Source organism: Nocardia sp. NPDC051981 (genome assembly GCF_040680715.1).
Taxonomy (GTDB): Bacteria; Actinomycetota; Actinomycetes; order Mycobacteriales; family Mycobacteriaceae; genus Nocardia.
On the sequence record NZ_JBFAXK010000036.1, the window covers coordinates 1 to 22523 of the forward strand.

A 22523-nucleotide genomic window follows, 5' to 3' on the forward strand; every position below is an offset into this window, starting at 1 on the left:
ATATCGACCGGATCGACCCAGTTGTTGGTCGGCCCGGCATCGGCCTTGTTCGCCGAGCAGATGAAAGTCCGGTCCTCCACCCGTGCCACATCATCAGGATCAGAGACACACCAGAAGGAGTTGGGCTTGGCCGACAGCGGGACGAAGGTCCCCTTGGCCACCAGCTCGGCAGTGAGCCGATCCCATTCGTCGCGGGACCCGTCGCAGTAGACGATGCGCTCGGGCGCGGTCAACTCAGCGACCTCCGCGACCCAGGCCAGGATGCCGGGATGGTCGGTCGGCGTGGTGGCAACGGCGGCGAGGGGACGTTCAAGCACGGCGAGCCTCTCTGAAGGAAACACTAGGTTTTTAGTTTAGAAAACACGCAAGCAGAAAGGCGGGCGGGGCCGCCGGACGGGTGCCGGGAAACCCGCTAAGCGGGCTGTTCGAGCGCCTCGGCTTGGCCGGAGACCACGCCGGTGAGGATCGCGCGGGCCACCGCGAGCAATTCGGCGACCTGCGGCGAGGTCAGCGCGTAGGTGACCGAGAGTCCCTCCCGGCGGGCGGTGACCAGACCGGCCCGCCGCAGAATGGACAGCTGCTGGGACAGATTCGCGGCCTCCACCCCGATTTCAGTGAGCATCTCCGAGACCGCGTGCTCCCGCTGACTGAGCAGTTCGAGCACTCGGATGCGCACGGGATGGCCCAGAGTTTTGAAGAAGTCCGCCTTCATCTGATAGAGCGGCCGTTGCATTCCTGGCACCTGCGAGCCACTCCTTCCACTGGCGGCGGATCATCCCTGCGCACGACCCGCCCGGCAATTGCAGAGATTAGCAACCAGGCCAATCAAGGCTTACGCGCCCCGGCGTGGCACGGGCGTGCGGCGACCGCGCGTGTCGGCCAGGGATGAACCGTTTTGCCCAGCGGTGAGATTCCGCGTGCGTGGTACGTTCGGTCGTTCGCCGGACCGCCTACCAGAAAGACCAACCGTGCCCCTCGCCACCCTGAACGGCATCCGACTCAACTACGACGTCACCGGCAGCGGGCCATTGGTCGTGCTGGTCATGGGCACCGGCAGCCCGGGCCGGGTGTGGCGCACGTATCAGGTTCCGGCACTGGTGAAGTCGGGCTTCCGGGTCGCCACCTTCGACAATCGCGGCATCGCGCCCTCGGAGGAGAGCGCGCACGGCATGCGCATCGAGGATCTGGTCGCCGACACCGCCGCCCTCATCGAACACCTCGGCGGCCCAGCACATGTGGTGGGCACATCCCTGGGTGCGCGCGTGACACAGGAGCTCGCGCTGGCGCGGCCGGAGCTGGTGCGCAAGGCGGTCATGCTGGCCACCACCGGACGGCCGCATCCGCTGGCGAGCACGTTGAGCCGCGGCGAGCAGGCCCTGCAGGAGCAGGGCGTGAAACTGCCGCCGGAATACGCGGCGGCCATCAAGGCGATGCTGAACCTCTCCCCGCACACGCTCGAGGCCGACGACCAGGCCCAGCAGTGGCTCGACATCTTCGAGTACTCGGCGAGCGCGACGGAACCCGCACCCGGGGTGCTGGCCCAGATGCGCATGGACCGCTCCGGCAATCGGCTTGCCGACTACGCCCGGATCACCGTCCCCAGCCTGGTCGTCGGATTCGCCGACGATCGCATGCTGCCACCGGTTTTCGGCCGGGAGGTGGCCGCGGCGATTCCGGGCGCGCGCTTCGTCGAGATCGAGAAGTGCGGCCACTACGGGTATCTGGAACGCCCCGAGGAGGTCAACCGCACCATCATCGACTTCCTCGCCGACGAGCACGCCTGAACCCCAGCGGATTCCGGCCGCACCCCGGAGAGAGGCGCCGGACAGCGCTAGGGCGCACCGAGTTCGGCGGCGATCGCGCCGGCCAGCAGGGTACGGGCCCGGTCGAGGGTGAGCGAGCCGCTGTGCCAGCGCTCGCTCAGACCCTCGACCAGGGCGGTGAGGCGTTCCGCGACGGCCGCCGCGTCGAGATCCAGTGGGATGGAACCGGTTTCCTGACCGTGCAGGATGAGCGTCTCCACATCGGAGTTCCAGGATTCGGTGCTGGCCCGGAGCGGTTCGCGCAGTGTGGGATCGAAGGCCGCGCTGGCACGCAGTTCGCCCCAGGCGACGCTGTTCTCGCGGACCTCGTCGGTGTCCTGCAGTTCCAGCAGCAGCATGCGCTCGACCTGTTCGCGCGGGTCCACGAGGTCGGCGAAGGCCTCGTCGGTGTAGGACTCCGCCCGGTGATTGATGTGCTCGAGAGCCGCGCGCAGGATGCCCGCGCGGTCCTTGAAGTGGTAGTAGATCAGCGCGGTGGACACGCCCGCGGCGGCGGCCAGTTTCTCGACGCGCAGTCCGCGGACTCCGTCCTGCGCGATGACGCGAACGGCGGCTTCCAGAATCTGGATCTGACGGTCCGACACGATTCCTCACTCTAGAACGATTGCGCGGCCGGTCCGGAACGGGCGGCGTCCCCGAACCGGCCGCGCCCCGGCGAATTACAGGCTTCACCGGGAGCTCGGATGCCTCAGTCGACGGGTTCCTGCTGGGTGGTGCAGTGGATGCCACCGCCACCGGCCGCGATGGCGTCGATATCGATCTGCACCACGGTCCGATCCGGGAACAGGCGCCGCAGCGTGGACTGCGCCGCCGAATCGGCCTCGGGGTCACCGAATTCGGGGGCGATGACGCCGCCGTTGCAGACATAGAAGTTGACGTACCCCGCGGCGAAGTCGTCGCCCGCGCCCCGGTAGCGCAATTCCGAAGGCGCTTCGAGGGTTTCGATCTCGAGCGGGCGGCCCTGCGCGTCGGTGGCATTGTGCAGGATGTCGAGGTGACGGCGGGTCACGTCGTAGTCGAAGGACTCCTCGTTGTTGTCGAGTCCCGCGACCACGACGCCGGGGCGGGCGAAGCGGGCGTAGAAATCGGTGTGGCCGTCGGTGATGTCGTGCCCGGCGATGCCCGGCAACCAGATCACCTTCTTGATGCCGAGCAGATGCTCGAGCTCGGCCTCGACGTCGGGCTTCTTCCAGCCCGGATTCCGATTGTTGTTCAGCACACAGGATTCGGTGATGAGCGCGGTGCCCTCGCCGTCGACCTCGAGGCCGCCGCCCTCGAGCACCAGATCGGTGTGCACGGTCTCCACCCCGGCGCGGCCGTCGACCACGGTGGCGACCTTGGCGTCGCGGCGGTGCTGCTGTTTGCCGCCCCAGCCGTTGAAGTTGAAGTCGACGCCGGCCTTGGTGCCGTTGCCCCGCACGAACACCGGGCCGGTGTCGCGCATCCAGAGGTCGTCGAGGTCGGCGACGATGAGCTCGACATTCGCGCCGCCCAGCAGGTTTCGCGCCATCTCGAGTTCGTCCTGGCGCACCAGCATGGACACCGGTTCGAAGCGGGAGATGGTGGCGGCTATGGTGGCCAGGTTCTGGCGGACCTGCGGCAGCAGCTGCCTGCCCCAGATGGCTTCGCTCGCGCCGAAAGCCATCCAGGTGCGCTTGTGGGGCGCGCCCTCATCGGGCATCACCCAGGAGCGGCCGTCGCTGGGCGTGGAGGACGAGGTGTCGCCGCTGAACCACGACGAGATCGGCCCGTCGCAGCCCGCGAGCAGCAGCCCGCCCATGGTCAGAATCCCGGATCGCATGAACCGGCGTCGTTGCATCTCGCAGTCTCCTTGTGTGAGGGGCACGGCGCGGCGTTTCCCTCTCCGGCGCGCTGAATCCGCTGAACCCGCTGGTAGGACGGCCGTCCGCACACGACGACCCCGAGCCGGGCACCAAGGACTGTATTCCTGACTGAATTTTCAGTCAAGAAACGCGGCGCAGGTCACCCGGCATGCGCGGGCCCCGCAGCGGTTCCTCGCGACGGTCGACACGCTCACCGACGACCGGATCGGCGGCGCCTCGCTGATCCCGCCGTGGACGCGGGGCCATGTCATCGCGCACCGCGCACCGCGCACCGGGGAACTGCGGACGCCGGAGACGCTGGTACCGATGCGATTGCGGGAATTGGAGATCCACCATGCAGACCTGAATGCCGGATATTCGTTCTCCGACATCCCCGAATCCGCGGCGCGCTGGATTCTCGACGACATCACCGACGCGCTCTCCGGCCGGGTGTCCGACGGCCCGGCCCTGCGGCTGCGAGCCACCGACAGCGACTTCCGCCGTGAGCTGCAGGGGACGGGCACCCGTCGCCGATCGGCATCACGGGCACGCAGGCCGACCTGCTCGGGTGGCTCAGCGGCCGGATCCCGGCCGCCGCGACCCGTCTCACCGCCGCGGGCACCGACACCGTACCGCCGGCCCCGACCTGGATCTGACCACCCCGAATTCGGTCATCCCGCTCCCACCCGGCCGCGACGCCAGTCAGACTCGAAAACTATGACCGCCCTTCGCATTACCGCCCCGCTGGCCGCCGTCCTCGTGATCGCCGGCGCCGGGGCTGTCGCGACAGGTCCGCCCGCGGCGCCCGCACGGGCGTACGGACCGGCGTCGTGCGTTCCGGGGAATCCCACCCAGCCCACCTCCGAGCTGTTCGCCACCACCAACACCGCCACCATCACCGACCCGGCCGATCCCCGGCTGAGCGACCGGTTGTCGCAGTTCGAGCTGGAGGTGGACGCGACCGCGCTCACCGAACTGGCGCTGCCCGTCGGCTCGGAACTGCTGGACGGGGTGTTCTGGTCCTCGGACACCGGGGCGGTCACCTACGAGCGGTCCCGCCAATTCCAGCTGGCCTGTACCGATTTCAAGAATCTGTGCTGGGTCGCCGACGACCTGCGGGTGCGCTACAACCAGGAATCGGTGCTGACCTTCGAGTACCTGCCCGGCGACGACGTCCGCGCCGATGGCTTCACCGTCAACGTTCCGCGCATCGACCGCACCCGCTTCCACGATGCCCTGGTCGCGGATCCACTGGTGCGTGACCGGCTCGGCGGCGGATCGGTCACCGAATCGGGCGATCTGGTGCTGGTGGCCGACCGCGCCGATCAGGATCTGGTGCGGAATTTCGTGACCGGACTCGGCGGCGCTTGGAACGACGGCCAAGTGCGTTACGGCGATCGCGAATTCGTGCACGGCACCGGTACGGCCGCTCTGGCGTGCCAGCTGTGATCGCCTGAGGGCATCGCTGTCATCTGCATGGTCCTATGGTGAGACCAGTATCCTCGGGGGATGAAGCGTACGTCGTTCGCGCGGTGGCCCTGCTCGGTCGCCCGGACCATGGATCTGCTCGGGGACTGGTGGACGCCGCTGGTGCTGCGTGAAGCCTTCTACGGGGTGCGGCGATTCGACGAGTTCCAGCAGGAATTGGGAATCGCCCGCAATACGCTCAGCGATCGGCTCAAGCGGCTGGTCGAGGAGGGGCTGCTCGAGAAGCGGCCGTACCACACCGAACCCACCTGGTACGAGTACGTGCTGACCGAGAAGGGCCGCGACTTCTGGGATGTGCTGTTGGTGATGTCGCGGTGGGGCGATCGCTGGCTGGCCGACGCGGACGGGCCGCCGGTGATCCTGAACCACACCGCGTGCGGTCACGACACCCAGCTCAAGGTGGTGTGCGAGCACTGCGATCAACCGATGCCGATCGAGGAGTCGCGGCTGCGCATGGGGCCCGGCTATCCCGAGCGGCTGCGCGAGCGGCCCGATATCCAGGCGCGGTTCGCGCGGCAGGAGACCAAGTAGCTGTCCCGGATTCCGGGTGCCATCCCTAAATCATGCGTTGAACTGCATCGTCTATTTATGCAACCATCAAGCCAGTAGCAGCTTTCACAGCGAGGTGACGCATGGAGTGGACCGGCGCGAAGTATGCCGATGGACCGACGGCGCAGGCCGAGATCTGGATCGACGCGACGCCCGAGGCGGTGTGGGCGCTCGTCTCGGATATCGGGCTGATGCCGGAGATGAGCGCGGAACTGCAATCGGCGCACTGGATGCGGCCGGACACCCCGCCCGGGGTGGGCAGCACCTTCGTGGGCACCAGCCGGCACGAGGCGCTGGGCGAATGGTCGACGACCTCCCATGTCGTGCAATGGGATCCGCCGCACGTCTTCGCCTGGTCGGTCAGCGATCCCGAGAACCCCTCGGCCACCTGGCGTTTCACTGTCGAGTCCGCGGACGGCGGCACGACTCTGCGGCAGTGGGTCCGCATGGGCCCCGGCCGGTCCGGGCTGAGCATCGCCATCGAGGCCATGCCCGAGAAAGAGGAGAAGATCGTGTTCGTGCGCATGCGGGAATTCGAGGCCGCCATGCAGGCCGTGGTCGCCGACATCAAGCGCCGTGCCGAGGAGGGGACCCGCTGATGCGCACCGCCACCACCGTCGAGCTCTCCCGCGACTCCCAGCAGGTCATCGACTTCGTCCGCGAGGCCGAGACCATGGGCCTGGACATCTGCTGGGTCGCCGAGGCCTGGGGCTCCGACGCCCCCTCGGTGCTCGGGTACCTCGCCGCCCGCACCGATCGAATCCTGCTGGGCTCCGGCATCATCCAGGTCGGCACCCGGTCACCGGTGGCCATCGCCCAGGCCGCGCTCACCCTGGCCGAACTCTCTCAGGGCCGCTTCCTGCTCGGCCTGGGCTCCTCCGGCCCGCAGGTCATGGAAGGGCTGCACGGCGTCCCGTTCGCCCGTGCCCTTACCCGCATGCGCGAGACCATCGACGTCATCAAGCAGGCCACAGCCGGTGAGAAGGTCTCCTACCAGGGTAACACGATCCGAATCCCCTTGGACGGCAACAGCAAACCGATGCGGCTGTCGATCCCCGCCAACACCGGCATCCCGATCTACATCGCCAGCATGTCGCCCAGGATGCTCGAGCTCACCGGCCGGGTGGCCGACGGCTGGCTGGGCACCAGTTTCGTCCCCGAGGGCTCCCACGCCTACTTCGACCACCTCGACGCCGGCCTCGCCGCCGCCGGCCGCACCCGCGCCGACATCGATGTCTGCCAGGGCGCGGAGGTCGCGTTCTTCGACGACGAGGAAGCCGTCACCCGCCACATCGCCGGCCGAAAACTGGAGCTGGCCTTCAGCATCGGCGGCATGGGCAGCGAGAAGACCAACTTCTACAACGCCGCCTACGCCCGCCAGGGCTGGTCCGACGTCACCGGCGAGATCCGGCAACGCTGGCAGGCCGGCGACCGCGCGGGAGCAACCGCGCTGGTCACCGACGACATGATCCTCGCCACCACCCTGATCGGCACCCCGGACATGGTGCGACACCGGCTCCGGACGTGGAGCGACGTCGGCGTCGACACCGTCCGCCTCTACCCCGCGGGCGACACCCTCGACACCAAGCTGTCCAACCTCGCCCAGGCCCTGGACCTCGTCGCCGACCTCGACCACACCCCGATCAGCTCGCCGTCGCCCGCCGACTGACCTCGGCCGCCCGGCCCGGTTTCGGCCGGGGCACAGCCCTTTCCGCGATCGCCGCAGCGAGCGGGCTATCGCGGACCGGACAGCATAATCTCGATTCATGGTGCCGGGGACGAATGGGGCGGGATTGCCGCCGAGTCTGGTGGAGGTGGCGACCCGGCAGGTGCGGGCCGAGGTGCTCAGCGGGGTGTTCGAACCCGGGGAGCGAATCGGCGAGGAGGCGCTGTGCGCGCGGCTGGGAACCAGTCGCGCGCCGGTGCGGGAGGCATTGCGGCTATTGGCCCAGGAGGGGCTGATCGAGCATGTGCCGCGCCGGGGGTTCCGGGTCGCGGTGTGGTCGGCGACCGACATCCTGCAGCTGTTCGAGTTGCGGCGGGTGCTGGAGCGGCACGCCATCGAGAATGCTTTCCCGCTTGCGGCAGAGGGTGATCCGCTGCGCGAGGTGCGGGCGGCGCTCGAGGAGATGCGCGCGGCCGACGCCGCCGGAGACCTGTTCGAGCGCGACAATGCCCATCGGCGCTTCCATGCCGCCATCGTGGCGATGGCGGGCAACCGGCAACTGAATCTGGCGTATGAGCCGATCCTGTTGAAACTTCAGCTGCCGATGGCTCGCAACCTGCGCACCGAGGCGCGGATCGCGCAGCGCCGCAATGGCATTCGACGCCACGCCGAACTGCTGGCCGCCCTGGAGTCCGGCGACGCCGTCGTCGCCTGCGACGCGCTGGTGCGGCACGGCGAGCTGGCCTATCTGGACCTGGATATCCGCTAACACAGCGGATACATTGCGGGACCGCCGATTTCACACATTCTGTCGACAATCGACAGATGAGCACCACCGGTCCCACGGTCGTGGAGATTCTGGCTTCACACGAAAGCGGCAGCGGCTCGCCGACGCACACCGCCGCGCGGGTCGCCGACGCCCTCGCCGCTCGCGGCGCGGACGGCACCTGGATCACCCCGGTGCCACGTGAGCAGCTGCTGGCCGCCGCCGCCGAGATCGAACGCCGCCCCGGGGCGCGCACCCTGCCGCTGTACGGGGTGCCGTTCGGCGTGAAGGACTCCATCGACGTGGCGGGGTGGCCCACCACCCTCGCCTGTCCCGATTTCACCTACACGGCCACCGAGACCGCGCCCGCGGTCCAGCGCCTGCTGGACGCGGGCGCGCTGTTCGTCGGCAAGACCAACCTGGACCAGTTCGCGACCGGACTCAACGGCACCCGCACGCCCTACCCCATTCCGCGCAGCGTCTACGGCGGCGAATTGATCTGCGGCGGCTCCAGTTCCGGGTCGGCACGCGCGGTGGCGCTGGGCGAGGTGCCGTTCTGCGTGGCCACCGATACGGCCGGATCGGGCCGAGTGCCGGCCGCGCTCAACGGGATCCTCGGCTGGAAGCCCTCGCGCGGGCTGATCAGCACGGTGGGCCTGGTGCCGGCCTGCCGATCACTGGACTGCCTGTCCCTGATGGCGACCACGGTGGAGGATCTGGACCGGGTCTTCGAGGTGATCGCGGGCGTGGATTCGGACGATCCATGGAGCCGGGAGCGCGGGCCGCGTTTTGCCGGCGGGCGGGTGCGGGTCGGCCTGCCCGACGCGGCCGAACTGGAGTTCTTCGGCGACGAGGTCTTCCGGGCCGCCCATCTGGGCGTGCGAGATCGGCTGGGACGGTGCGGATTCGACTGTGTACCCACCACGCTGGAACCCTTTCTGGCCGCGGGCGAGCTGCTGTACCAGGGTCCGTGGGTGGCCGAGCGGCTGGTGGAGTTCGAGACCTTCCTGGCCGCGCGGCCCGGCTCGATCCTGCCGGTGATCCGCGAGATCCTCACCGGCGGTTTCCGATTCACCGCGGTCGACGTGTTCCGCGCACAGCAGCGCCTGCAGGAGTTGCGGGCCGCGGTCGCGCGGATGTGGGCAGAATTCGACGTGGTCGTGGTGCCCACCATCGGCACCACCTTCACCGTGGCGCAGGTGCAGGCCGATCCCATCGCCACCAACACCGTGCTGGGCCACTACACGCATTTCGGGAATCTGCTGGATCTCACCGCGATTTCGGTACCGGTGGGTAGCACCGCGGACGGCCGCCCGCTGGCGGTCATGGTCTTCGGACCGGCTCTCGCCGACGACACCGTACTCGCGGCGGCCGCCCGCATCCTCGACGAGCCGCGCCCGGCCGTGGCGTATTCGGAATTCCGGCTCGCACAGAAAGAACGACAATGACGGCAGTTCACCACATTCCTGCGCAACCTGCGGATTTCACGTTCGACCCGAACACCCTGGCGTTGCTCGTCATCGACATGCAGCGCGATTTCCTGCTACCCGGAGGTTTCGGTGAGAGCCTCGGCAATGACGTGGCGCTGCTGCGCACCGTCATCGAGCCGCTGGCGGCGCTGCTGGCCGCCGCCCGTGCCGCCGGGCTCCCCGTCATCCACACCCGCGAAGGCCATCTGCCCGACCTGTCGGACTGCCCACCGGCGAAGCTGGCGCGGGGCAACCCCGCCCAGCGCATCGGGGACCCGGGCCGGTTCGGGCGCATCCTGATCCGCGGCGAATACGGCCACGACATCATCGACGAACTCGCGCCCCGCGACGACGAGGTGGTGATCGACAAGCCCGGCAAGGGCGCGTTCTACGCCACCGAACTGGCGGACGTGCTGGCCCGCACGGGGATTCGCTCACTGCTGGTCACCGGCGTCACCACCGAGGTCTGCGTGCACACCACGGTGCGCGAGGCCAATGACCGCGGCTACGAATGCCTGGTCGTCTCCGATTGCGTCGGTTCGTATTTCCCGGAGTTCCAGCGCACCGGCCTGGCCATGATCGCCGCGCAGGGCGGGATCTTCGGCTGGGTCGCCGATTCCGCGGCCGTCCTCGGCGCGCTCACCTCCGCCGTCTCCCCCGCCCCGGCCCAGTGAACAGGAACTCCCATGTCCGTCGATACCGAACTGCCCGGTGAAACCGGTTCGGCCGCACCGCTGTCGCTGCCGTGGTGGACCCGCGGCGACACCAATGCCTTCTTCGGCCTGTCCTTCAATATCCTCGTCAATGTCCTGACCCTCACCACCCTGTCGGTCGCGGTGGTGAAGATCCCGAGCGCCGATGTGCTGGGGACCGTGCTACCGGCCCTGGGCGTCGCGCTGGTGCTGGGCAACCTCTACTACATGATGCTGGCGCGGCGGCTGGCCCGCCGGGAGGGCCGCGCGACGGTCACGGCGCTGCCCTACGGGCCCAGCGTTCCGCACATGTTCATCGTCGTGTTCGTGGTCATGCTGCCGATCTATTTGAAGACCGGCGACCCGATGCAGGCGTGGTCGGCAGGGCTGGCCTGGGCGTTCATGATCGGCGTGATCGTGATGATCGGCGCGTTCGTCGGGCCCTTCATCCGCCGCATCACGCCGCGCGCGGCCATGCTGGGCACCCTGGCCGGCATCTCCATCACCTTCATCGCCATGCGGCCGGCCGCGCAGATGTGGGAGGCCGCCTGGATCGGATTGCCGGTGCTGGCCATCATTCTCATCGGCTTCTTCACCGATGTGCGGCTGCCGGGCAATGTTCCGGTCGGGCTGGTGGCGCTGCTGACGGGCACCGCCATCGGCTGGATCGGCGGCTACATGTCGGTGCCGGATGTGTCGAAGGCCGCCCACGATATCGCGCTGGGACTGCCGGATCTGCGGCTGCACCTGCTCTTCGACGGGCTCGCGCATCTGGCGCCGCTGCTGGCCACCGCGATTCCGCTGGGCGTCTACAACTTCACCGAGGCCATGAGCAATGTGGAGAGCGCCGCCGCGGCGGGCGACAACTACAATCTGCGCAGCGTGCTGCTGGCCGACGGGTTCGGCGCGATCATCGGATCCGGATTCGGGTCTCCCTTCCCACCCGCCGTCTACATCGGCCACCCCGGCTGGAAGGACGCCGGCGGGCGCACCGGGTACTCGCTGGCCAGCGGCGCGATCATCGGATTGATGTGTCTGCTGGGGCTTTTCGGAGTCCTCGCCACGTTGCTGCCCATTCCGGCGATCGTGCCGATCCTGCTGTACATCGGTCTGCTGATCGGGGCGCAGGCGTTCCAGGCGGTGCCGCGCCCGCATGCGGTGGCGGTGGTGGCCGCGCTGCTGCCGAACCTGGCGGAGTGGGGCGTCGGCCAGATCGACAATGCGCTCAGCGCGGCGGGCACCACCGCGGACAAGGTCGGCATGGGTGCGCTGGGGCAGGCCGGGGTGGTCTACGACGGGCTGAAGACGCTCGGTGAGGGCGCGGTGCTGGCCGGATTGGTACTCGGCGCCATGGTCACCTTCGTCCTCGACAAACGGTTCCGGGCAGCGGCTCTCGCCTGCGCGGCCGGTGCGGTGCTCAGCTTCGTCGGGCTGATCCACGCACCCGAGGTCGGCTGGGCCGCCGCCCCGAAGGTCGCCCTCGGCTATCTGTTCTTCGGCCTGGTGTGCCTGGCCTGCTCCATGCTGCGCACCACCCGCACGACCCCGGATACGGCTGCGGCCGAAGCGATCTCGGACTAGGTCTGCCGGACGGGGGCGTAGGTGTCGGCGTCGAGGGCGAAGGTCCAGGCGACGCCCTCCTTGGCGGTGCGAGTAGTGGGTGGGGGCCACCACCAGCCCGCAGCGCGGGCGACGCCCGCCAGGCCGGGTACGACAATTCGCGGCCACGGCCGGACGCCCTGCGCCATCGCTGTCGCCGAATGGTCGGTGCGCCGAGGGCGCTCAGCCGCGCCCCGCGCCGGCGGCCTGTCGGGTGGTCTTGGTAGAACTGGCGGGCACGGACAGATCACAGCCCTGGCGTACGGAGCCCGTCATATGACCATTTCCACCCATCTGCAGGAATTCCACGGCCTTCCCATTGTCGAGTTCCCCGGAGACGCGGCGGAAGTCGCGCTGCCCGCGGCGGACGCGGTCGCCTGGCGAATCGCCGTCGATCCGTACGGCGACTCCCCGGAGGAGTGGCCGGCGGCCTTCGCGCGTTTCCTCGCGGCGGTGGACACCACCCGGGTGCGCGCGCTGGTGATCGGGCAGTGGGGTGAGGTCTACGACCACAACTCCGATCTGGTGATCGACGAGCTCATCCGGGTGCGGGAACGGTTCCCGGCGCTGCGCGCGGTCTTCCTCGGCGAGATCACCTACGAGGAGGCGGAGATCTCCTGGATCCAGCAGTCGGATGTCACGCCGCTGCTGGCCAATTTCCCGGCGCTGGAGGAATTTCGGATCCGCGGCGGTGAGCACCTGGCGTTCCCGCCGACCCAGCACGCGGCACTGCGCACGCTGGTCGTGGAGACCGGCGGCCTGGGCGCGGACGTGGTGCGCGGTATCGGCGCGAGTTCGCTGCCCGCGCTCGAGCATCTCGAATTGTGGCTGGGCGTATCCAATTACGGCGGTGACGCCACCGTCGCCGATCTCGCTCCGCTGCTGTCCGGGGACCGGTTGCCGAAGCTGACCTCACTGGGCCTGCGCAACAGCGAGATTCAGGACGAGGTCGCCGCCGCGGTGGCCGGGGCGCCCGTGGTGGCGCGCCTGCAGACCCTCGACCTGTCCCTGGGCACGCTCGGCGACGAGGGTGCGACGGCGCTGCTGCACGGACAGCCGCTCACCCATCTGCACACCCTCGATCTGCACCACCACTTCATCAGTGCCTCCCTGCGGGCGCGGCTCACCGCAGCGCTGCCGGGTGTCACGGTGGATCTGTCGGAGGCCGAGGTCGAGAACGACGAAGAGAATCCAGCCGATCGCCGCTACACAGCCGTGGCGGAATGACCGGTGCGAGGGCGACGCGCCTTGCCGTGGTGGGCAACCCGGGCAACCGGCGCGTGACCATGTTCCAGGACGCGCTGCGGCGCGCCGGGATGGCCGAGGCGCGGGTGGTGCCGTGGCTGGATGTGCTGTGCGGGCGAGCGGAATTCGGTGCGGGCGAGCTGGTGCGGCTGGACTCGCCGGGTGAGGATCCCGAGGTCGAGCGGCGGCTGCGGGATGTCGAGGATGCGACGCGGGTCGAGGGCACGGCCGTCTGGTACGAACGATTCGTCGCGGCCGCGCGGACGGCCGGGGCGCGGGTGCACGCATGCGGCGCACGGCTGCTCGACGACCCGGACGCGCTGGCCATGCTCTTCGACAAGCGTCGCTGCCATGCCGTACTGCGGGAAGCCCGGTGTGCCCGTGCCGTTCTCACCGACCTCGGGGACCGGGACGCCGGTGCGCGGCTGGGACGATGTCCGGAAACTCATGACCGCGCACCGGCTGCCGCGAGTGTTCGTCAAGCTCGCGCACGGCTCGTCGGCCTCGGGGGTGCTGGCCGTCGAGACCGCCGGTCGCGGCCGGGTCCAGGCGACCACCTCGGTACAGCGCGATCTGGATGGGCGGCTGTTCAATTCGCTGCGGGTCCGCCGATACACCACCGAATCCGAGATCGCGGCCATCGTCGACGCCTTGGCGCCGGACGGTCTGCACATCGAACGCTGGCTGCCAAAGGCGTCCCAGCACGGCCGCAGCGCGGATCTGCGCGTGGTGGTCGTGGGCGGGCGCGCCACCCACGCGGTGGTGCGCACCAGCGGCTCCCCCATGACCAATCTCCATTTGGGTGGCGCGCGAGGCGATCTGGCCGAGGCTCGTGCGGCCATCACCGCCGCGGGCGGCAGCTGGGCCGATGCCCTGGCCATCTGCGAGCACGCCGCCGCCTGCTTCCCCGGATTCTCCCGGGTGGGCGTCGATCTGCTACCCGCCACCGGCTGGCGGCGCTTCGCGGTGGGTGAGGTCAATGCCTTCGGCGACCTGCTGCCCCGGCTGCGTGGTCTCGACGGGAGCGGGGCGGAGCAGGCGGACACCTATGACGCGCAGGTGGCCGCGATCCTGCGCCGGATCGGAAGCGAGCAGTATGTCATCGCCTGATTACCCGAGCGTGGAAACCCCTGCGCCGGACCCGGATATGAACGAGGTGATCGGCCGCGACGACCTGCTGCTGGTCACCCTCGACACGCTGCGGTTCGATGTGGCGGCCGAACTGGCCGCCGCCGGACGGCTGCCGAACCTGGCCCGGCATCTACCGGGCGGCCGCTGGGAGAAGCGGCATGCGCCGGGCAGTTTCACCTACGCCTCGCATCAGGCCATCTTCGCCGGATTCCTGCCCACGCCCGCGACACCGGGTCCGCATCCTCGGCTGTTCGCCGCGCGATTCGAGGGCAGCGAGACCACGGCCGGGCGCACCTTCGTCTATGACACACCGGATTTCGTGTCGGCGCTGGCCGGGCGCGGATATCACACGGTGTGCATCGGCGGTGTCGGGTTCTTCAACAAGCGCGGGCCGATGGGTTCGGTGCTGCCCGGGCTGTTCGAGGAGAGCCACTGGGACAGCGACTTCTCGGTGGCCTCGCCGACCTCCTTCGAAGCGCAGATCGCCCGCGCCGAGGAGGTGATCGCGGCACTGCCCGCCGAGCGGCGGCTGTTCCTGTTCGTGAATGTGTCGGCGCTGCACCAGCCCAACTGGTTCCATCTCCCGGGCGCGACGCGGGCGGCGGGCGATTCTCGTGAGACCCACGCCGCCGCACTGGAATACGTGGACCGGCACATCGACCGCCTGTTCGCCGCGGCCGCCGGTCGCCGCCGCTGCTTCGCCATCGTGTGCTCCGATCACGGAACCACATACGGGGACGGCGGTTTCACCGGGCATCGGCTCGGCCACGAGGCGGTGTGGACGGTGCCCTACGCTCAGTTCTTCCTGGAGAGATCCGAATGACCACGATTGCCACCCGGCCGCGGCCGTATCAGAGCTACGTCTACGGCTATCCGCACAAGACGGCGTACCGGCCGCTCGGTGCGGATCGACCGCTGCTGGGCGAGCTGTGGGCGGCGGAACCGAAGGACGCGCTGTCGCTGTACGCGCACATTCCGTTCTGCGAATACCGGTGTGGCTTCTGCAATCTGTTCACCCGGGTGGGAGCGCCGGAGGACCTGACCACGCGGTATCTCGACGCGTTGGAGCGGCAGGCCGGGGCGGTGCGGGCCGCGCTGGGCGACGGACCCGTGCGATTCGCGGCCGCGGCCTTCGGCGGCGGGACGCCGACGTTCCTGACCGCCGGTGAGCTGGAACGACTGTGCGACATCATGGAATCGGTGATGGGCGCGGAGCTGCCGGCGATTCCGCTGTCGGTGGAGACCTCGCCCGGGACCGCGACCCCGGACCGGCTGGCCGTGCTGGCGCGGCGCGGCGCGACCCGGATGAGCCTCGGTGTGCAGAGTTTCGTCGACGCCGAGGCGCGGGCCGCGGTGCGGCCGCAGCGGCGCGGTGAGGTCGAGGCGGCTCTCGAAGCGATTCGGGCGGCGCGGATTCCGGTGCTGAACATCGATCTGATCTACGGCATCGAGGGGCAGACCGAGGCGACCTGGCAGACCTCGCTGGACGCCGCGCTGGCCTGGCGGCCGGAGGAGCTGTACCTGTACCCGCTGTATGTCCGGCCGCTGACCGGTCTCGGGCGGCTCGGTGCGGACGCCGACGCGGACTGGGACGAGCAGCGGCTGCGGCTCTACGCGATAGGCCGCGACCAGCTGCTGGCGAACGGCTACGAGCAGCGGTCGATGCGCATGTTCCGGCGGATCGACGCACCGGCTGCCGGGCCGGACGATTACGCCTGCCAGACCGACGGGATGATCGGCCTGGGCTGCGGTGCCCGGTCCTACACGTCGGGGCTGCACTATTCCTTCGACTACGCGGTGGAGACCCGCGAGGTCCGCGGCATCATCGACACCTACACGCGGACAACCGATTTCACGTGCGCCGAGGTCGGCCGCCGGATCGACACCGACGAGGTCCGCCGCCGCCACCTGCTGCAATCGCTGTTGCAGGCCGAGGGGATGGCAATCGCCGCCTACCGGGAGCGATTCGGTGGCGAGCCCGCGGACCACTACCCGGCCGAGTTCGCCGAGTTCGCCGAATTGGGTTGGCTGGACCCCGATTCCGGCCCGGAGCTACTACGCCTGACGCCAGCGGGACTGGCCTACTCCGATGCCCTGGGCCCGCGACTGTTCTCGCCCGCCGTGCACGCCGCCATGGCTGCCTACGAACCCCGGTGAGCCGCCGTGGATCTCACGATTCTCTATCGCGGCCCGCTGTCCTCCTGCGATTACGACTGCCCCTACTGCCCGTTCGCCAAGCGCCGCGACAGTCACGAGCAACTGCGCGCCGACCGGGCCGCGCTCGAACGCTTCACCGCCTGGGTCGCGGGACAGCGCGGGGACCGGTTGTCGATCCTGTTCACGCCCTGGGGTGAGGGCCTGGTCCGCTCCTGGTACCGGCGCGCGCTCGTCGAACTGTCCCGGCTGCCGAATGTCGCGCGGGTCGCCATCCAGACCAATCTCAGCTGCCGCACCGACTGGCTCGCCGACGCCGATCCCGACACCCTCGCCCTGTGGTGCACCTACCACCCCGGCCAGACCCCCTACGACCGCTTCGCCGCGAAATGCGCCGACCTGGACCGGCGCGGAATCCGCTTCAGCGTCGGCATCGTCGGCTTCCCGGAGCATCTCCCCGAGGCCCGGCGCCTGCGCGCCGACCTGCCCCCGCACGTGTACCTGTGGGTCAATGCCCCCGAGGGCCACGAACTCTCAGACGCGGACGCCGCCGCCTGGATCGCCCTCGACCCCCTGTTCCCCTACAGTCGGCATCCCCACCCCACCGCCGGACTCCCCTGCCGCACCGGCGAATCCGTCATCTCGGTCGACGGGGACGGCACGGTCCGCCGCTGCCATTTCGTCCGCACCGAACTGGGCAATCTCTATGACGGCAGCTACCGCGCCGCGCTGCTCCCCCGCCCGTGCCCGCTGTCGGCCTGCGACTGCCACATCGGCTACGTCCACCTCGAAACGCTGCCCCTCTACGACGTCTTCGCCGGCGGCGTCCTCGAGCGCATCCCCGCTACCTGGGCCGATCCATCTCCTCCAGAAAGATCCGCAATCCCTCCCCGATCTTCCCCGCAGCATTCTCCAACTGTTCCGGCGACAACACCTTCCCGAACGACGCCGCCTTCAGCAATTGCCGCTGCACCTCTTTGAGGTTCATCGTCGCCCAGTCGCATCGTGAGAGTTCCGGCATGGCCCGGAACGATACCTCGAGTAGAACGTTTGTTCGAGTGCACCGGTTCGATCGCACGCAACGTTCCTGGAGCAGCACCTGTCACCCTCCGAAGATGGCTGTGGGATCCCCGGTGTACCAGGTGTTGTCGATGCGCATACGGCGGATGAGCCAGCGGTCGCCCTCGCGCTGGAGTTCGAGGTCGTAGGGGTTCTTCAACAGGGCGTGGACGCTGGGGTCGGCGACCAGCAGGTGCTGGGCTTCGACCGGGGCGGTCATCCGGGCGGTGTCGCCGTCGATGGTGATGCGGGGGTTGGTGACCTGGTGGGTGGTGTCCACCCGTCCTGTGAACAAGGCCAGGATGGTGGTGACGATGGTGTCGCGGCCGGCTATCACCGGCGGTGCGCCGCCCCAGCGCGAGGCGCCCGGGCGGAAGTCGAGTTCGGCGTCGGCGGTGAAGGCCGAGGCGAACAGGTCACGATCTTTGATGTCCTGTCCCAGCCCGCTTCGAAGTCCGCGCCGACGCCGACCACGCGCGCCTGATCTGGACCACCGATCTGCTCCCTGATTCCGCCGCCCCCGAGGTACGGATTCGCACGCAGTACGGCATCGCCGAGATGAAGCAGGCCATCGAAGCCTCCGCCGAACCTGAGCGACACATTCCGGGGCCGCTCACTGGGCAATCCAAGATCAATTAGGGTCGCGGTGTCACAGATCGCCCGCGCCCGGTGTCTTGTGGACCGACACGGGTCGAGAGTGAGGATAGGAGCCACCCATGACCGGGACCACGGCCGCGACCGAGGCGTTCGTCGCGCATCGGAATCTGCTGTTCACCGTTGCCTACGAGATGCTCGGCTCGGCGGCCGACGCCGAGGACGTGCTGCAGGAGACCTGGCTGCGCTGGACCGGCGTCGACCTGGACACCGTGCTGGATCAGCGCGCCTATCTGGTGCGGATCACGACGCGGCAGGCGCTGGTGCGGCTGCGCACGCTGGGCCGCCGCAAGGAGTCCTATGTCGGTCAGTGGCTGCCGGAGCCGCTGCTGACCGCGCCCGATGTGGCCGAGGATGTCGAGCTGGCCGAGAGTGTTTCGATGGCCATGCTGCTGGTGCTCGAGACGCTCACGCCGACCGAGCGGGCGGTGTTCGTGCTGCGCGAGGTGTTCGACCTGCCCTACGACGAGATCGCCGAGGCCGTCGACAAGACCTCCGCCGCGGTACGCCAGATCGCCCATCGCGCCCGCTCCCATGTCGCGTCGCGGCGCCCGCGCGAGGCGGTGTCCGCGGCCGAGACCCGCGATGTGCTCGACGCCTTCCAGCGCGCGCTCAATACGGGCGACCTCCAGGGTTTGCTCGATCTGCTGGCCCCCGACGTGGTTGCGCTTGGTGACGGCGGCGGGATCAAACAGGCGCTGCCGCGGCCGATTACGGGCGCGGATCACGTGGCGCGGCTGTTCAGTGTGGGCTGGAAGACCGTCGCCGCGGGCATGAAGATCGAGCCGGCCATGGTCAACGGTCATCCGGCGCTCGTCTTCCGGGTCGACGACGAGGTGGACACCGTCCTCGCGATCCGCATCGACAACGGTCTCATCACCGGGTTCTACTCGGTGCGCAACCCGGAGAAGCTCTCGCGCATGATGCAGGAGACCAGCCTGAGCCGGTGAATCCGGCTACCCGGCAGGGCCGTTCAGGTACGCGTCCACGGTGGCGCGGACCAGTTCGGCCATCCGGGCGCCGTAGGACTCGTGCCCGTCGCCGACGAATCCGTCGTCCGCGTCGCGCAGGTCGTGCACCGATCGCGCGTAGCGGTCCGGGATCCACCCGGGCAGTGGCCGGTAGGCCGCGAGGGCCTGCGTGTCATAGGCGAAATCCGTGCCCTGCACGGCATTTCGCCTGCGTTGCGTCTGCCCGAACCGGTTCAGCGCGGCCAGTCCCCGATCCAGGTACAGCTGGAGAATCCGGAATTGACCGTCGAGATACTGCTCGCGCGCGACCGATTCGTTCGGATGCTGCAGCAGATACGCCAGCACCAGCGGGGTGTGCCAGGCGTACATCGCCCGATCGCTCTGCTCCTGCGCGAGCGCCGCGTACCAGGTGGGTGCGCACGGCGTGCTCGCGCCGCACGGGCAGTTCTCCGAATACTGTTGCACGCCTTGTGATACCACGCGCCGCTGGCGATCAGCCGCGCCCGATGTACGGCATGCCCGTCGCCATCACGGTCAGGAACGGCACGTTCACCTCGAGCGGCAGCTCGACGGTCTGGACCACCAGCCGGGCCACGTGCGCGGCGTCGATCGTCGGCTCCGGACGGACACTCCCGTCCGCCTGCAGCGACCCCGCCGCGATCCCGGCCGTGAGTTCGGTTGCGGCATTGCCGATATCGATCTGTCCCGCGGCGATATTGTGCGCGCGTCCCTCCAGCGCCAGCGCCTTGGTGAGCCCGGTGATGCCGTGCTTGCTGGCCGCGTAGGCGACGGTGTTCGGCCGCGGCGTATGCGCGGAGATCGATCCGTTGTTGATAATCCGCCCGCCCTGCGGCGTCTGTGTCCGCATGAGCCGGAATGCGGCCTGCGCGCACAGGAACGATCCGGTCAGATTGATATCGACGATCTGTTTCCAGTCCGCCACCGGCACCTCGTCGATCGGCAGCGTGGGCCCGAAGCTCCCGGCATTGTTGATCAGCACATCCAGCCGCCCCCACCGCTGCACGATGTGTGCGAACACCGCGTCCACCGCCGCCGGATCGGTGACATCGGCGGGCACGGCCGTCACGCTGCCCGGCCCGGGTGCCGAGGCGACGACCTCGTCCAGGGTGGCCGGCGTGCGCCCGACCGCCACGACCTGATGTCCGGCCGCGGTCAGCGCATGGGTCATGGTGCGGCCCAACCCGGTCCCGGCACCGGTGACAAGAACGATCTTCGATGTGGTCACGAACGCCGAGCGTATTCGACCGGCGCGGCCACTCGGCGACACCATCGCGTCACGCAACCCGTATACGTTCCGGAGACCGGAACATTCGGTGCTTGGACTTCGCCACGCCGACCGCTGTCAGTCGGCGGGTTTGCCCGCGGCGAGGACATTCGCTCGCAGATGCCGCACCAGCGCCACGAGCCGTTCGATCGTGGCATGTTCCGGATCGGCCAGCCGCAGCTGCAGCAGCTCCCGGCCCGCCGCGTGCACGATCCGGGCGGAGGACTCCGGATCGGGACGATCGGGAAAGGCTTCCACCAGTTCCTGTTCCAGGAATCCCCGCACGGCCTCCTGCGACCGGGCCAGCCGCTGGTACAGCACCGGTGGCGCGCCCTCGGGCGGGAAACAGGAACAGCCGCCAGGTCGCGGGATGGGAGTCGATCGCGCGGATCGCACCGGAGAAGGCACGCACGAAGGGGTCACTGCCGGACTCACTTGTCTGTGCCCACTGCCAGACTCATCGGTATGCGATGGGCGGTGGCGGAGACGGGTGACGGCGGGGTACGGGTGTGCCCGCTGGATCGGGCCGGTCGGCCCGCGGGTCCGGTGGTCGAGGAGTCCTCGCTGGCCGAGGCCGTGCGCTCGCGTCCGGAGGCCGAGCGGTGGGTGTGGCGCTCGACCGCCGGAACCTATCGGCGGCTGCTCGAGGCGGGCGTGCGGGTGGATCGCTGCTACGACGTGGAGGCGGCGGAGTCGCTGTTGATCGGGCACGAGGAGGGCCAATCCGGGCAGGCCCGTTCGCTGGCGGCGGCCTGGGCCCGGCTGCATCGGCTCCCCGTGCCGGAGGACGCGCCCGCGCGGGCCGCCGACACCCAGCCGACCCTGTTCGAATCCGGCCCGGTGCCATTGCCATCCGGGACCGACGAGTTCACCGCACTGCTGGAGGTGTACGCGGGACAGGTCGCCCGCACGGCCGCGGCGGAATACCCGCACCGCATGCACCTGCTGCTCACCGCGGAGTCGGCGGGCCTGCTGGTGGCCGCCGAGATGTCGCGGGCCGGGATCCCCTGGCGCGCCGACCTGCACCGGGAACTGCTCGATTCCATGCTCGGAGAACGCATTTCCGGTACCGCGGAACCACGGCGCATGGCGGAGCTGGCCGAGGAGGTGTCGCGGGCCTTCGGCGGGGTGCGGGTCCGCCCGGACCTGCCACAGGACATCATCCGAGCGTTCGGGCGGGCGGGAATCTCGTTGTCCTCCACCAGAAAATGGGAGCTCCGGGAGATCGACCACCCGGCGGTCGCGCCGCTGCTGGCCTACAAGTCGCTCTACCGCCTGTACACCGCGCACGGCTGGTCCTGGATCGACCAGTGGGTGCACGACGGCCGCTTCCGTCCCGAGTATCTGCCGGGCGGCACGGTGACCGGCCGCTGGACCACCAATGGCGGTGGCGCACTCCAGATTCCGAAGGTGGTGCGCCGCGCGATCCGCGCCGACCCGGGCTGGCGGCTGGTGGTCGCCGACGCCGATCAGATGGAGCCGCGCGTGCTCGCCGCCATCTCCCGCGATCCCGGGTTGATGGAGGTGGCGGGCCGGGGTGAGGATCTCTACGCCGACCTCGCGGCCCGCGCGTTCGGCGGCGACCGCGCCCAGGCCAAGGTCGCCATGCTGGGCGCGATCTACGGCCAAACCTCGGGCGACGCACTCACCCACATGGCCGAGCTGCGCCGCCGCTATCCGGACGCGGTGGCCTATGTCGACGACGCGGCGGCCGCCGGGGAGGAGAGCCGCCTGGTGCGCACGTGGTTCGGCCGCACCTGCGCGCCCGCGACGTCATTCGACGAGGCGGACACCGAGGATGGGGCCACCACCAGGTACAGCTCCACCCCGAGGGCCCGGGCTCGTGGTCGCTTCACCAGGAATTTCGTCGTGCAGGGCAGTGCCGCCGACTGGACCCTGCTGGTGCTGGCGGGCCTGCGCCATGCGATGCACACTGCGGGACTGCGCGCCGAGCTGGTCTTCTTCCAGCACGACGAGGTCATCGTGCACTGCCCGGAGGAAGAGGCGGCCGCGGTCGCCGAGGCGATCACCGCCGCCGCCGACACCGCCGGAGAGCTGGCTTTCGGCCCGACACCGGTCCGCTTCCCCTTCACCACCGCGATCGTGGAGTGCTACGCGGACGCGAAGTAGGAAATCCCCGGCAGCGCTG

At 69.3% G+C, this 22523-nt stretch carries 25 protein-coding genes and 2 pseudogenes; 16 read left to right on the forward strand and 11 right to left on the reverse strand.

Annotated elements, in window-relative coordinates; translation table 11 throughout:
* Nucleotides 1-317, reverse strand: a pseudogene (locus AB0L60_RS37875) (phosphoenolpyruvate carboxykinase); the annotation flags it as partial.
* Nucleotides 318-412: 95 nt separating this feature from the next.
* Nucleotides 413-733, reverse strand: coding sequence for a metalloregulator ArsR/SmtB family transcription factor (locus AB0L60_RS37880; protein ID WP_364624478.1), 321 nt, complete (start codon nt 731-733; stop codon nt 413-415).
* Nucleotides 734-968: 235 nt separating this feature from the next.
* On the opposite strand from AB0L60_RS37880, the gene AB0L60_RS37885 reads away from it, so the two are divergent.
* Complete coding sequence (locus tag AB0L60_RS37885) at nt 969-1784, forward strand: alpha/beta hydrolase (protein ID WP_364624480.1); 816 nt, start codon at nt 969-971, stop codon at nt 1782-1784.
* A 47-nt stretch (nt 1785-1831) separates the two neighbouring features.
* Here AB0L60_RS37885 and AB0L60_RS37890 read toward each other — a convergent pair whose 3' ends face one another.
* Both AB0L60_RS37890 and AB0L60_RS37895 read right to left on the reverse strand, forming a co-directional pair.
* Nucleotides 1832-2407, reverse strand: coding sequence for a TetR/AcrR family transcriptional regulator (locus AB0L60_RS37890; protein WP_364624482.1), 576 nt, complete (start codon nt 2405-2407; stop codon nt 1832-1834).
* A gap of 104 nt (nt 2408-2511) precedes the next feature.
* Nucleotides 2512-3642 (reverse strand): agmatine deiminase family protein, encoded by a 1131-nt coding sequence (locus tag AB0L60_RS37895; protein WP_364624484.1) that lies wholly within the window; start codon nt 3640-3642, stop codon nt 2512-2514.
* Between the two features lie 721 nt (nt 3643-4363).
* On the opposite strand from AB0L60_RS37895, the gene AB0L60_RS37900 reads away from it, so the two are divergent.
* From AB0L60_RS37900 to AB0L60_RS37935, 8 genes are all read left to right on the forward strand, one after another.
* Entirely contained in the window at nt 4364-5095 is a 732-nt protein-coding gene (locus tag AB0L60_RS37900; protein WP_364624486.1) for a hypothetical protein, read from the forward strand.
* A gap of 60 nt (nt 5096-5155) precedes the next feature.
* A complete protein-coding gene (locus AB0L60_RS37905) occupies nt 5156-5665 on the forward strand; it encodes a helix-turn-helix domain-containing protein (RefSeq protein ID WP_364624488.1) in 510 nt (169 codons plus the stop codon).
* A gap of 101 nt (nt 5666-5766) precedes the next feature.
* A complete protein-coding gene (locus AB0L60_RS37910; protein ID WP_364624490.1) occupies nt 5767-6282 on the forward strand; it encodes an SRPBCC family protein in 516 nt (171 codons plus the stop codon).
* Nucleotides 6282-7352 carry an LLM class flavin-dependent oxidoreductase gene (locus AB0L60_RS37915; RefSeq protein ID WP_364624492.1) on the forward strand — a complete coding sequence of 357 codons (1071 nt, stop codon included), beginning with the start codon at nt 6282-6284 and terminating at the stop codon, nt 7350-7352. Before AB0L60_RS37910 ends, AB0L60_RS37915 begins: the two co-directional genes overlap by 1 nt.
* A gap of 97 nt (nt 7353-7449) precedes the next feature.
* Nucleotides 7450-8118, forward strand: a complete 669-nt coding sequence (locus AB0L60_RS37920; protein ID WP_364624494.1) for a GntR family transcriptional regulator — start codon at nt 7450-7452, stop codon at nt 8116-8118.
* Between the two features lie 56 nt (nt 8119-8174).
* The gene (locus tag AB0L60_RS37925; protein ID WP_364624496.1) at nt 8175-9563 is read left to right on the forward strand and encodes an allophanate hydrolase; all 1389 of its coding nucleotides are present in this window, start codon (nt 8175-8177) and stop codon (nt 9561-9563) included.
* Nucleotides 9560-10258 (forward strand): cysteine hydrolase, encoded by a 699-nt coding sequence (locus AB0L60_RS37930; RefSeq protein WP_364624498.1) that lies wholly within the window; start codon nt 9560-9562, stop codon nt 10256-10258. Before AB0L60_RS37925 ends, AB0L60_RS37930 begins: the two co-directional genes overlap by 4 nt.
* Nucleotides 10259-10270: 12 nt before the next feature.
* Nucleotides 10271-11857, forward strand: coding sequence for a regulator (locus AB0L60_RS37935; RefSeq protein WP_364624500.1), 1587 nt, complete (start codon nt 10271-10273; stop codon nt 11855-11857).
* Here the strand turns inward: AB0L60_RS37935 and AB0L60_RS37940 are convergent.
* A complete protein-coding gene (locus AB0L60_RS37940; protein WP_364624502.1) occupies nt 11854-12024 on the reverse strand; it encodes a DUF6745 domain-containing protein in 171 nt (56 codons plus the stop codon). The genes AB0L60_RS37935 and AB0L60_RS37940 overlap by 4 nt on opposite strands.
* 127 nt (nt 12025-12151) lie before the next feature.
* On the opposite strand from AB0L60_RS37940, the gene AB0L60_RS37945 reads away from it, so the two are divergent.
* A complete protein-coding gene (locus AB0L60_RS37945; protein WP_364624504.1) occupies nt 12152-13102 on the forward strand; it encodes an STM4015 family protein in 951 nt (316 codons plus the stop codon).
* Here the strand turns inward: AB0L60_RS37945 and AB0L60_RS37950 are convergent.
* Nucleotides 13081-13569, reverse strand: a complete 489-nt coding sequence (locus AB0L60_RS37950) for a hypothetical protein (protein ID WP_364624635.1) — start codon at nt 13567-13569, stop codon at nt 13081-13083. The genes AB0L60_RS37945 and AB0L60_RS37950 overlap by 22 nt on opposite strands.
* Here AB0L60_RS37950 and AB0L60_RS37955 point away from each other — a divergent pair.
* The 4 genes and pseudogenes from AB0L60_RS37955 to AB0L60_RS37970 all read left to right on the forward strand — a co-directional run.
* Nucleotides 13472-14230, forward strand: coding sequence for an STM4014 family protein (locus AB0L60_RS37955; protein WP_364624506.1), 759 nt, complete (start codon nt 13472-13474; stop codon nt 14228-14230). The two genes, AB0L60_RS37950 and AB0L60_RS37955, sit on opposite strands and share 98 nt — an antisense overlap.
* 10 nt (nt 14231-14240) lie before the next feature.
* On the forward strand, nt 14241-15074 hold the full coding sequence (locus tag AB0L60_RS37960; protein WP_364624508.1) for an STM4013/SEN3800 family hydrolase: 834 nt from the start codon (nt 14241-14243) through the stop codon (nt 15072-15074).
* Nucleotides 15071-16408, forward strand: coding sequence for an STM4012 family radical SAM protein (locus tag AB0L60_RS37965; RefSeq protein ID WP_364624510.1), 1338 nt, complete (start codon nt 15071-15073; stop codon nt 16406-16408). The genes AB0L60_RS37960 and AB0L60_RS37965 overlap by 4 nt, the downstream gene beginning before the upstream one ends.
* A gap of 6 nt (nt 16409-16414) precedes the next feature.
* A pseudogene (locus tag AB0L60_RS37970) lies at nt 16415-17236 on the forward strand (STM4011 family radical SAM protein); the annotation flags it as partial.
* Nucleotides 17237-17249: 13 nt separating this feature from the next.
* Here AB0L60_RS37970 and AB0L60_RS37975 read toward each other — a convergent pair.
* Nucleotides 17250-17426, reverse strand: a complete 177-nt coding sequence (locus AB0L60_RS37975) for a DUF6374 family protein (protein WP_364624631.1) — start codon at nt 17424-17426, stop codon at nt 17250-17252.
* A gap of 81 nt (nt 17427-17507) precedes the next feature.
* Nucleotides 17508-17906 carry a nuclear transport factor 2 family protein gene (locus AB0L60_RS37980; RefSeq protein ID WP_364624633.1) on the reverse strand — a complete coding sequence of 133 codons (399 nt, stop codon included), beginning with the start codon at nt 17904-17906 and terminating at the stop codon, nt 17508-17510.
* 274 nt (nt 17907-18180) lie between these two features.
* Here AB0L60_RS37980 and AB0L60_RS37985 point away from each other — a divergent pair, with 274 nt between their 5' ends.
* The gene (locus AB0L60_RS37985) at nt 18181-19068 is read left to right on the forward strand and encodes an RNA polymerase sigma-70 factor (protein ID WP_364624512.1); all 888 of its coding nucleotides are present in this window, start codon (nt 18181-18183) and stop codon (nt 19066-19068) included.
* Between the two features lie 6 nt (nt 19069-19074).
* On the opposite strand, the gene AB0L60_RS37990 is transcribed toward AB0L60_RS37985, so the two are convergent.
* The 3 genes from AB0L60_RS37990 to AB0L60_RS38000 all read right to left on the reverse strand — a co-directional run bounded on the left by AB0L60_RS37990 (nt 19075) and on the right by AB0L60_RS38000 (nt 20695).
* Nucleotides 19075-19554 (reverse strand): DUF5946 family protein, encoded by a 480-nt coding sequence (locus AB0L60_RS37990; RefSeq protein ID WP_364624514.1) that lies wholly within the window; start codon nt 19552-19554, stop codon nt 19075-19077.
* 28 nt (nt 19555-19582) lie between these two features.
* Nucleotides 19583-20335, reverse strand: a complete 753-nt coding sequence (locus AB0L60_RS37995) for an SDR family oxidoreductase (RefSeq protein WP_364624516.1) — start codon at nt 20333-20335, stop codon at nt 19583-19585.
* Nucleotides 20336-20452: 117 nt separating this feature from the next.
* Nucleotides 20453-20695 carry a hypothetical protein gene (locus AB0L60_RS38000; protein ID WP_364624518.1) on the reverse strand — a complete coding sequence of 81 codons (243 nt, stop codon included), beginning with the start codon at nt 20693-20695 and terminating at the stop codon, nt 20453-20455.
* A 144-nt stretch (nt 20696-20839) separates the two neighbouring features.
* Here AB0L60_RS38000 and AB0L60_RS38005 point away from each other — a divergent pair, with 144 nt between their 5' ends.
* The gene (locus AB0L60_RS38005; protein ID WP_364624520.1) at nt 20840-22504 is read left to right on the forward strand and encodes a bifunctional 3'-5' exonuclease/DNA polymerase; all 1665 of its coding nucleotides are present in this window, start codon (nt 20840-20842) and stop codon (nt 22502-22504) included.
* Nucleotides 22505-22523: the final 19 nt, after the last annotated feature.

What these genes read in the sequence shown, in the direction of transcription:
- AB0L60_RS37880 (WP_364624478.1), bottom strand. Translation starts at nt 733, where the DNA reads ATGCAACGGCCGCTCTATCAGATGAAGGCGGACTTCTTCAAAACTCTG.
- AB0L60_RS37895 (WP_364624484.1), bottom strand. Translation starts at nt 3,642, where the DNA reads ATGCAACGACGCCGGTTCATGCGATCCGGGATTCTGACCATGGGCGGG.
- AB0L60_RS37900 (WP_364624486.1), top strand. Translation starts at nt 4,364, where the DNA reads ATGACCGCCCTTCGCATTACCGCCCCGCTGGCCGCCGTCCTCGTGATC.
- AB0L60_RS37905 (WP_364624488.1), top strand. Translation starts at nt 5,156, where the DNA reads ATGAAGCGTACGTCGTTCGCGCGGTGGCCCTGCTCGGTCGCCCGGACC.
- AB0L60_RS37910 (WP_364624490.1), top strand. Translation starts at nt 5,767, where the DNA reads ATGGAGTGGACCGGCGCGAAGTATGCCGATGGACCGACGGCGCAGGCC.
- AB0L60_RS37915 (WP_364624492.1), top strand. Translation starts at nt 6,282, where the DNA reads ATGCGCACCGCCACCACCGTCGAGCTCTCCCGCGACTCCCAGCAGGTC.
- AB0L60_RS37920 (WP_364624494.1), top strand. Translation starts at nt 7,450, where the DNA reads ATGGTGCCGGGGACGAATGGGGCGGGATTGCCGCCGAGTCTGGTGGAG.
- AB0L60_RS37925 (WP_364624496.1), top strand. Translation starts at nt 8,175, where the DNA reads ATGAGCACCACCGGTCCCACGGTCGTGGAGATTCTGGCTTCACACGAA.
- AB0L60_RS37930 (WP_364624498.1), top strand. Translation starts at nt 9,560, where the DNA reads ATGACGGCAGTTCACCACATTCCTGCGCAACCTGCGGATTTCACGTTC.
- AB0L60_RS37935 (WP_364624500.1), top strand. Translation starts at nt 10,271, where the DNA reads ATGTCCGTCGATACCGAACTGCCCGGTGAAACCGGTTCGGCCGCACCG.
- AB0L60_RS37940 (WP_364624502.1), bottom strand. Translation starts at nt 12,024, where the DNA reads ATGGCGCAGGGCGTCCGGCCGTGGCCGCGAATTGTCGTACCCGGCCTG.
- AB0L60_RS37945 (WP_364624504.1), top strand. Translation starts at nt 12,152, where the DNA reads ATGACCATTTCCACCCATCTGCAGGAATTCCACGGCCTTCCCATTGTC.
- AB0L60_RS37955 (WP_364624506.1), top strand. Translation starts at nt 13,472, where the DNA reads ATGCCGTACTGCGGGAAGCCCGGTGTGCCCGTGCCGTTCTCACCGACC.
- AB0L60_RS37950 (WP_364624635.1), bottom strand. Translation starts at nt 13,569, where the DNA reads ATGAGTTTCCGGACATCGTCCCAGCCGCGCACCGGCGTCCCGGTCCCC.
- AB0L60_RS37965 (WP_364624510.1), top strand. Translation starts at nt 15,071, where the DNA reads ATGACCACGATTGCCACCCGGCCGCGGCCGTATCAGAGCTACGTCTAC.
- AB0L60_RS37975 (WP_364624631.1), bottom strand. Translation starts at nt 17,426, where the DNA reads ATGCCGGAACTCTCACGATGCGACTGGGCGACGATGAACCTCAAAGAG.
- AB0L60_RS37985 (WP_364624512.1), top strand. Translation starts at nt 18,181, where the DNA reads ATGACCGGGACCACGGCCGCGACCGAGGCGTTCGTCGCGCATCGGAAT.
- AB0L60_RS38005 (WP_364624520.1), top strand. Translation starts at nt 20,840, where the DNA reads ATGCGATGGGCGGTGGCGGAGACGGGTGACGGCGGGGTACGGGTGTGC.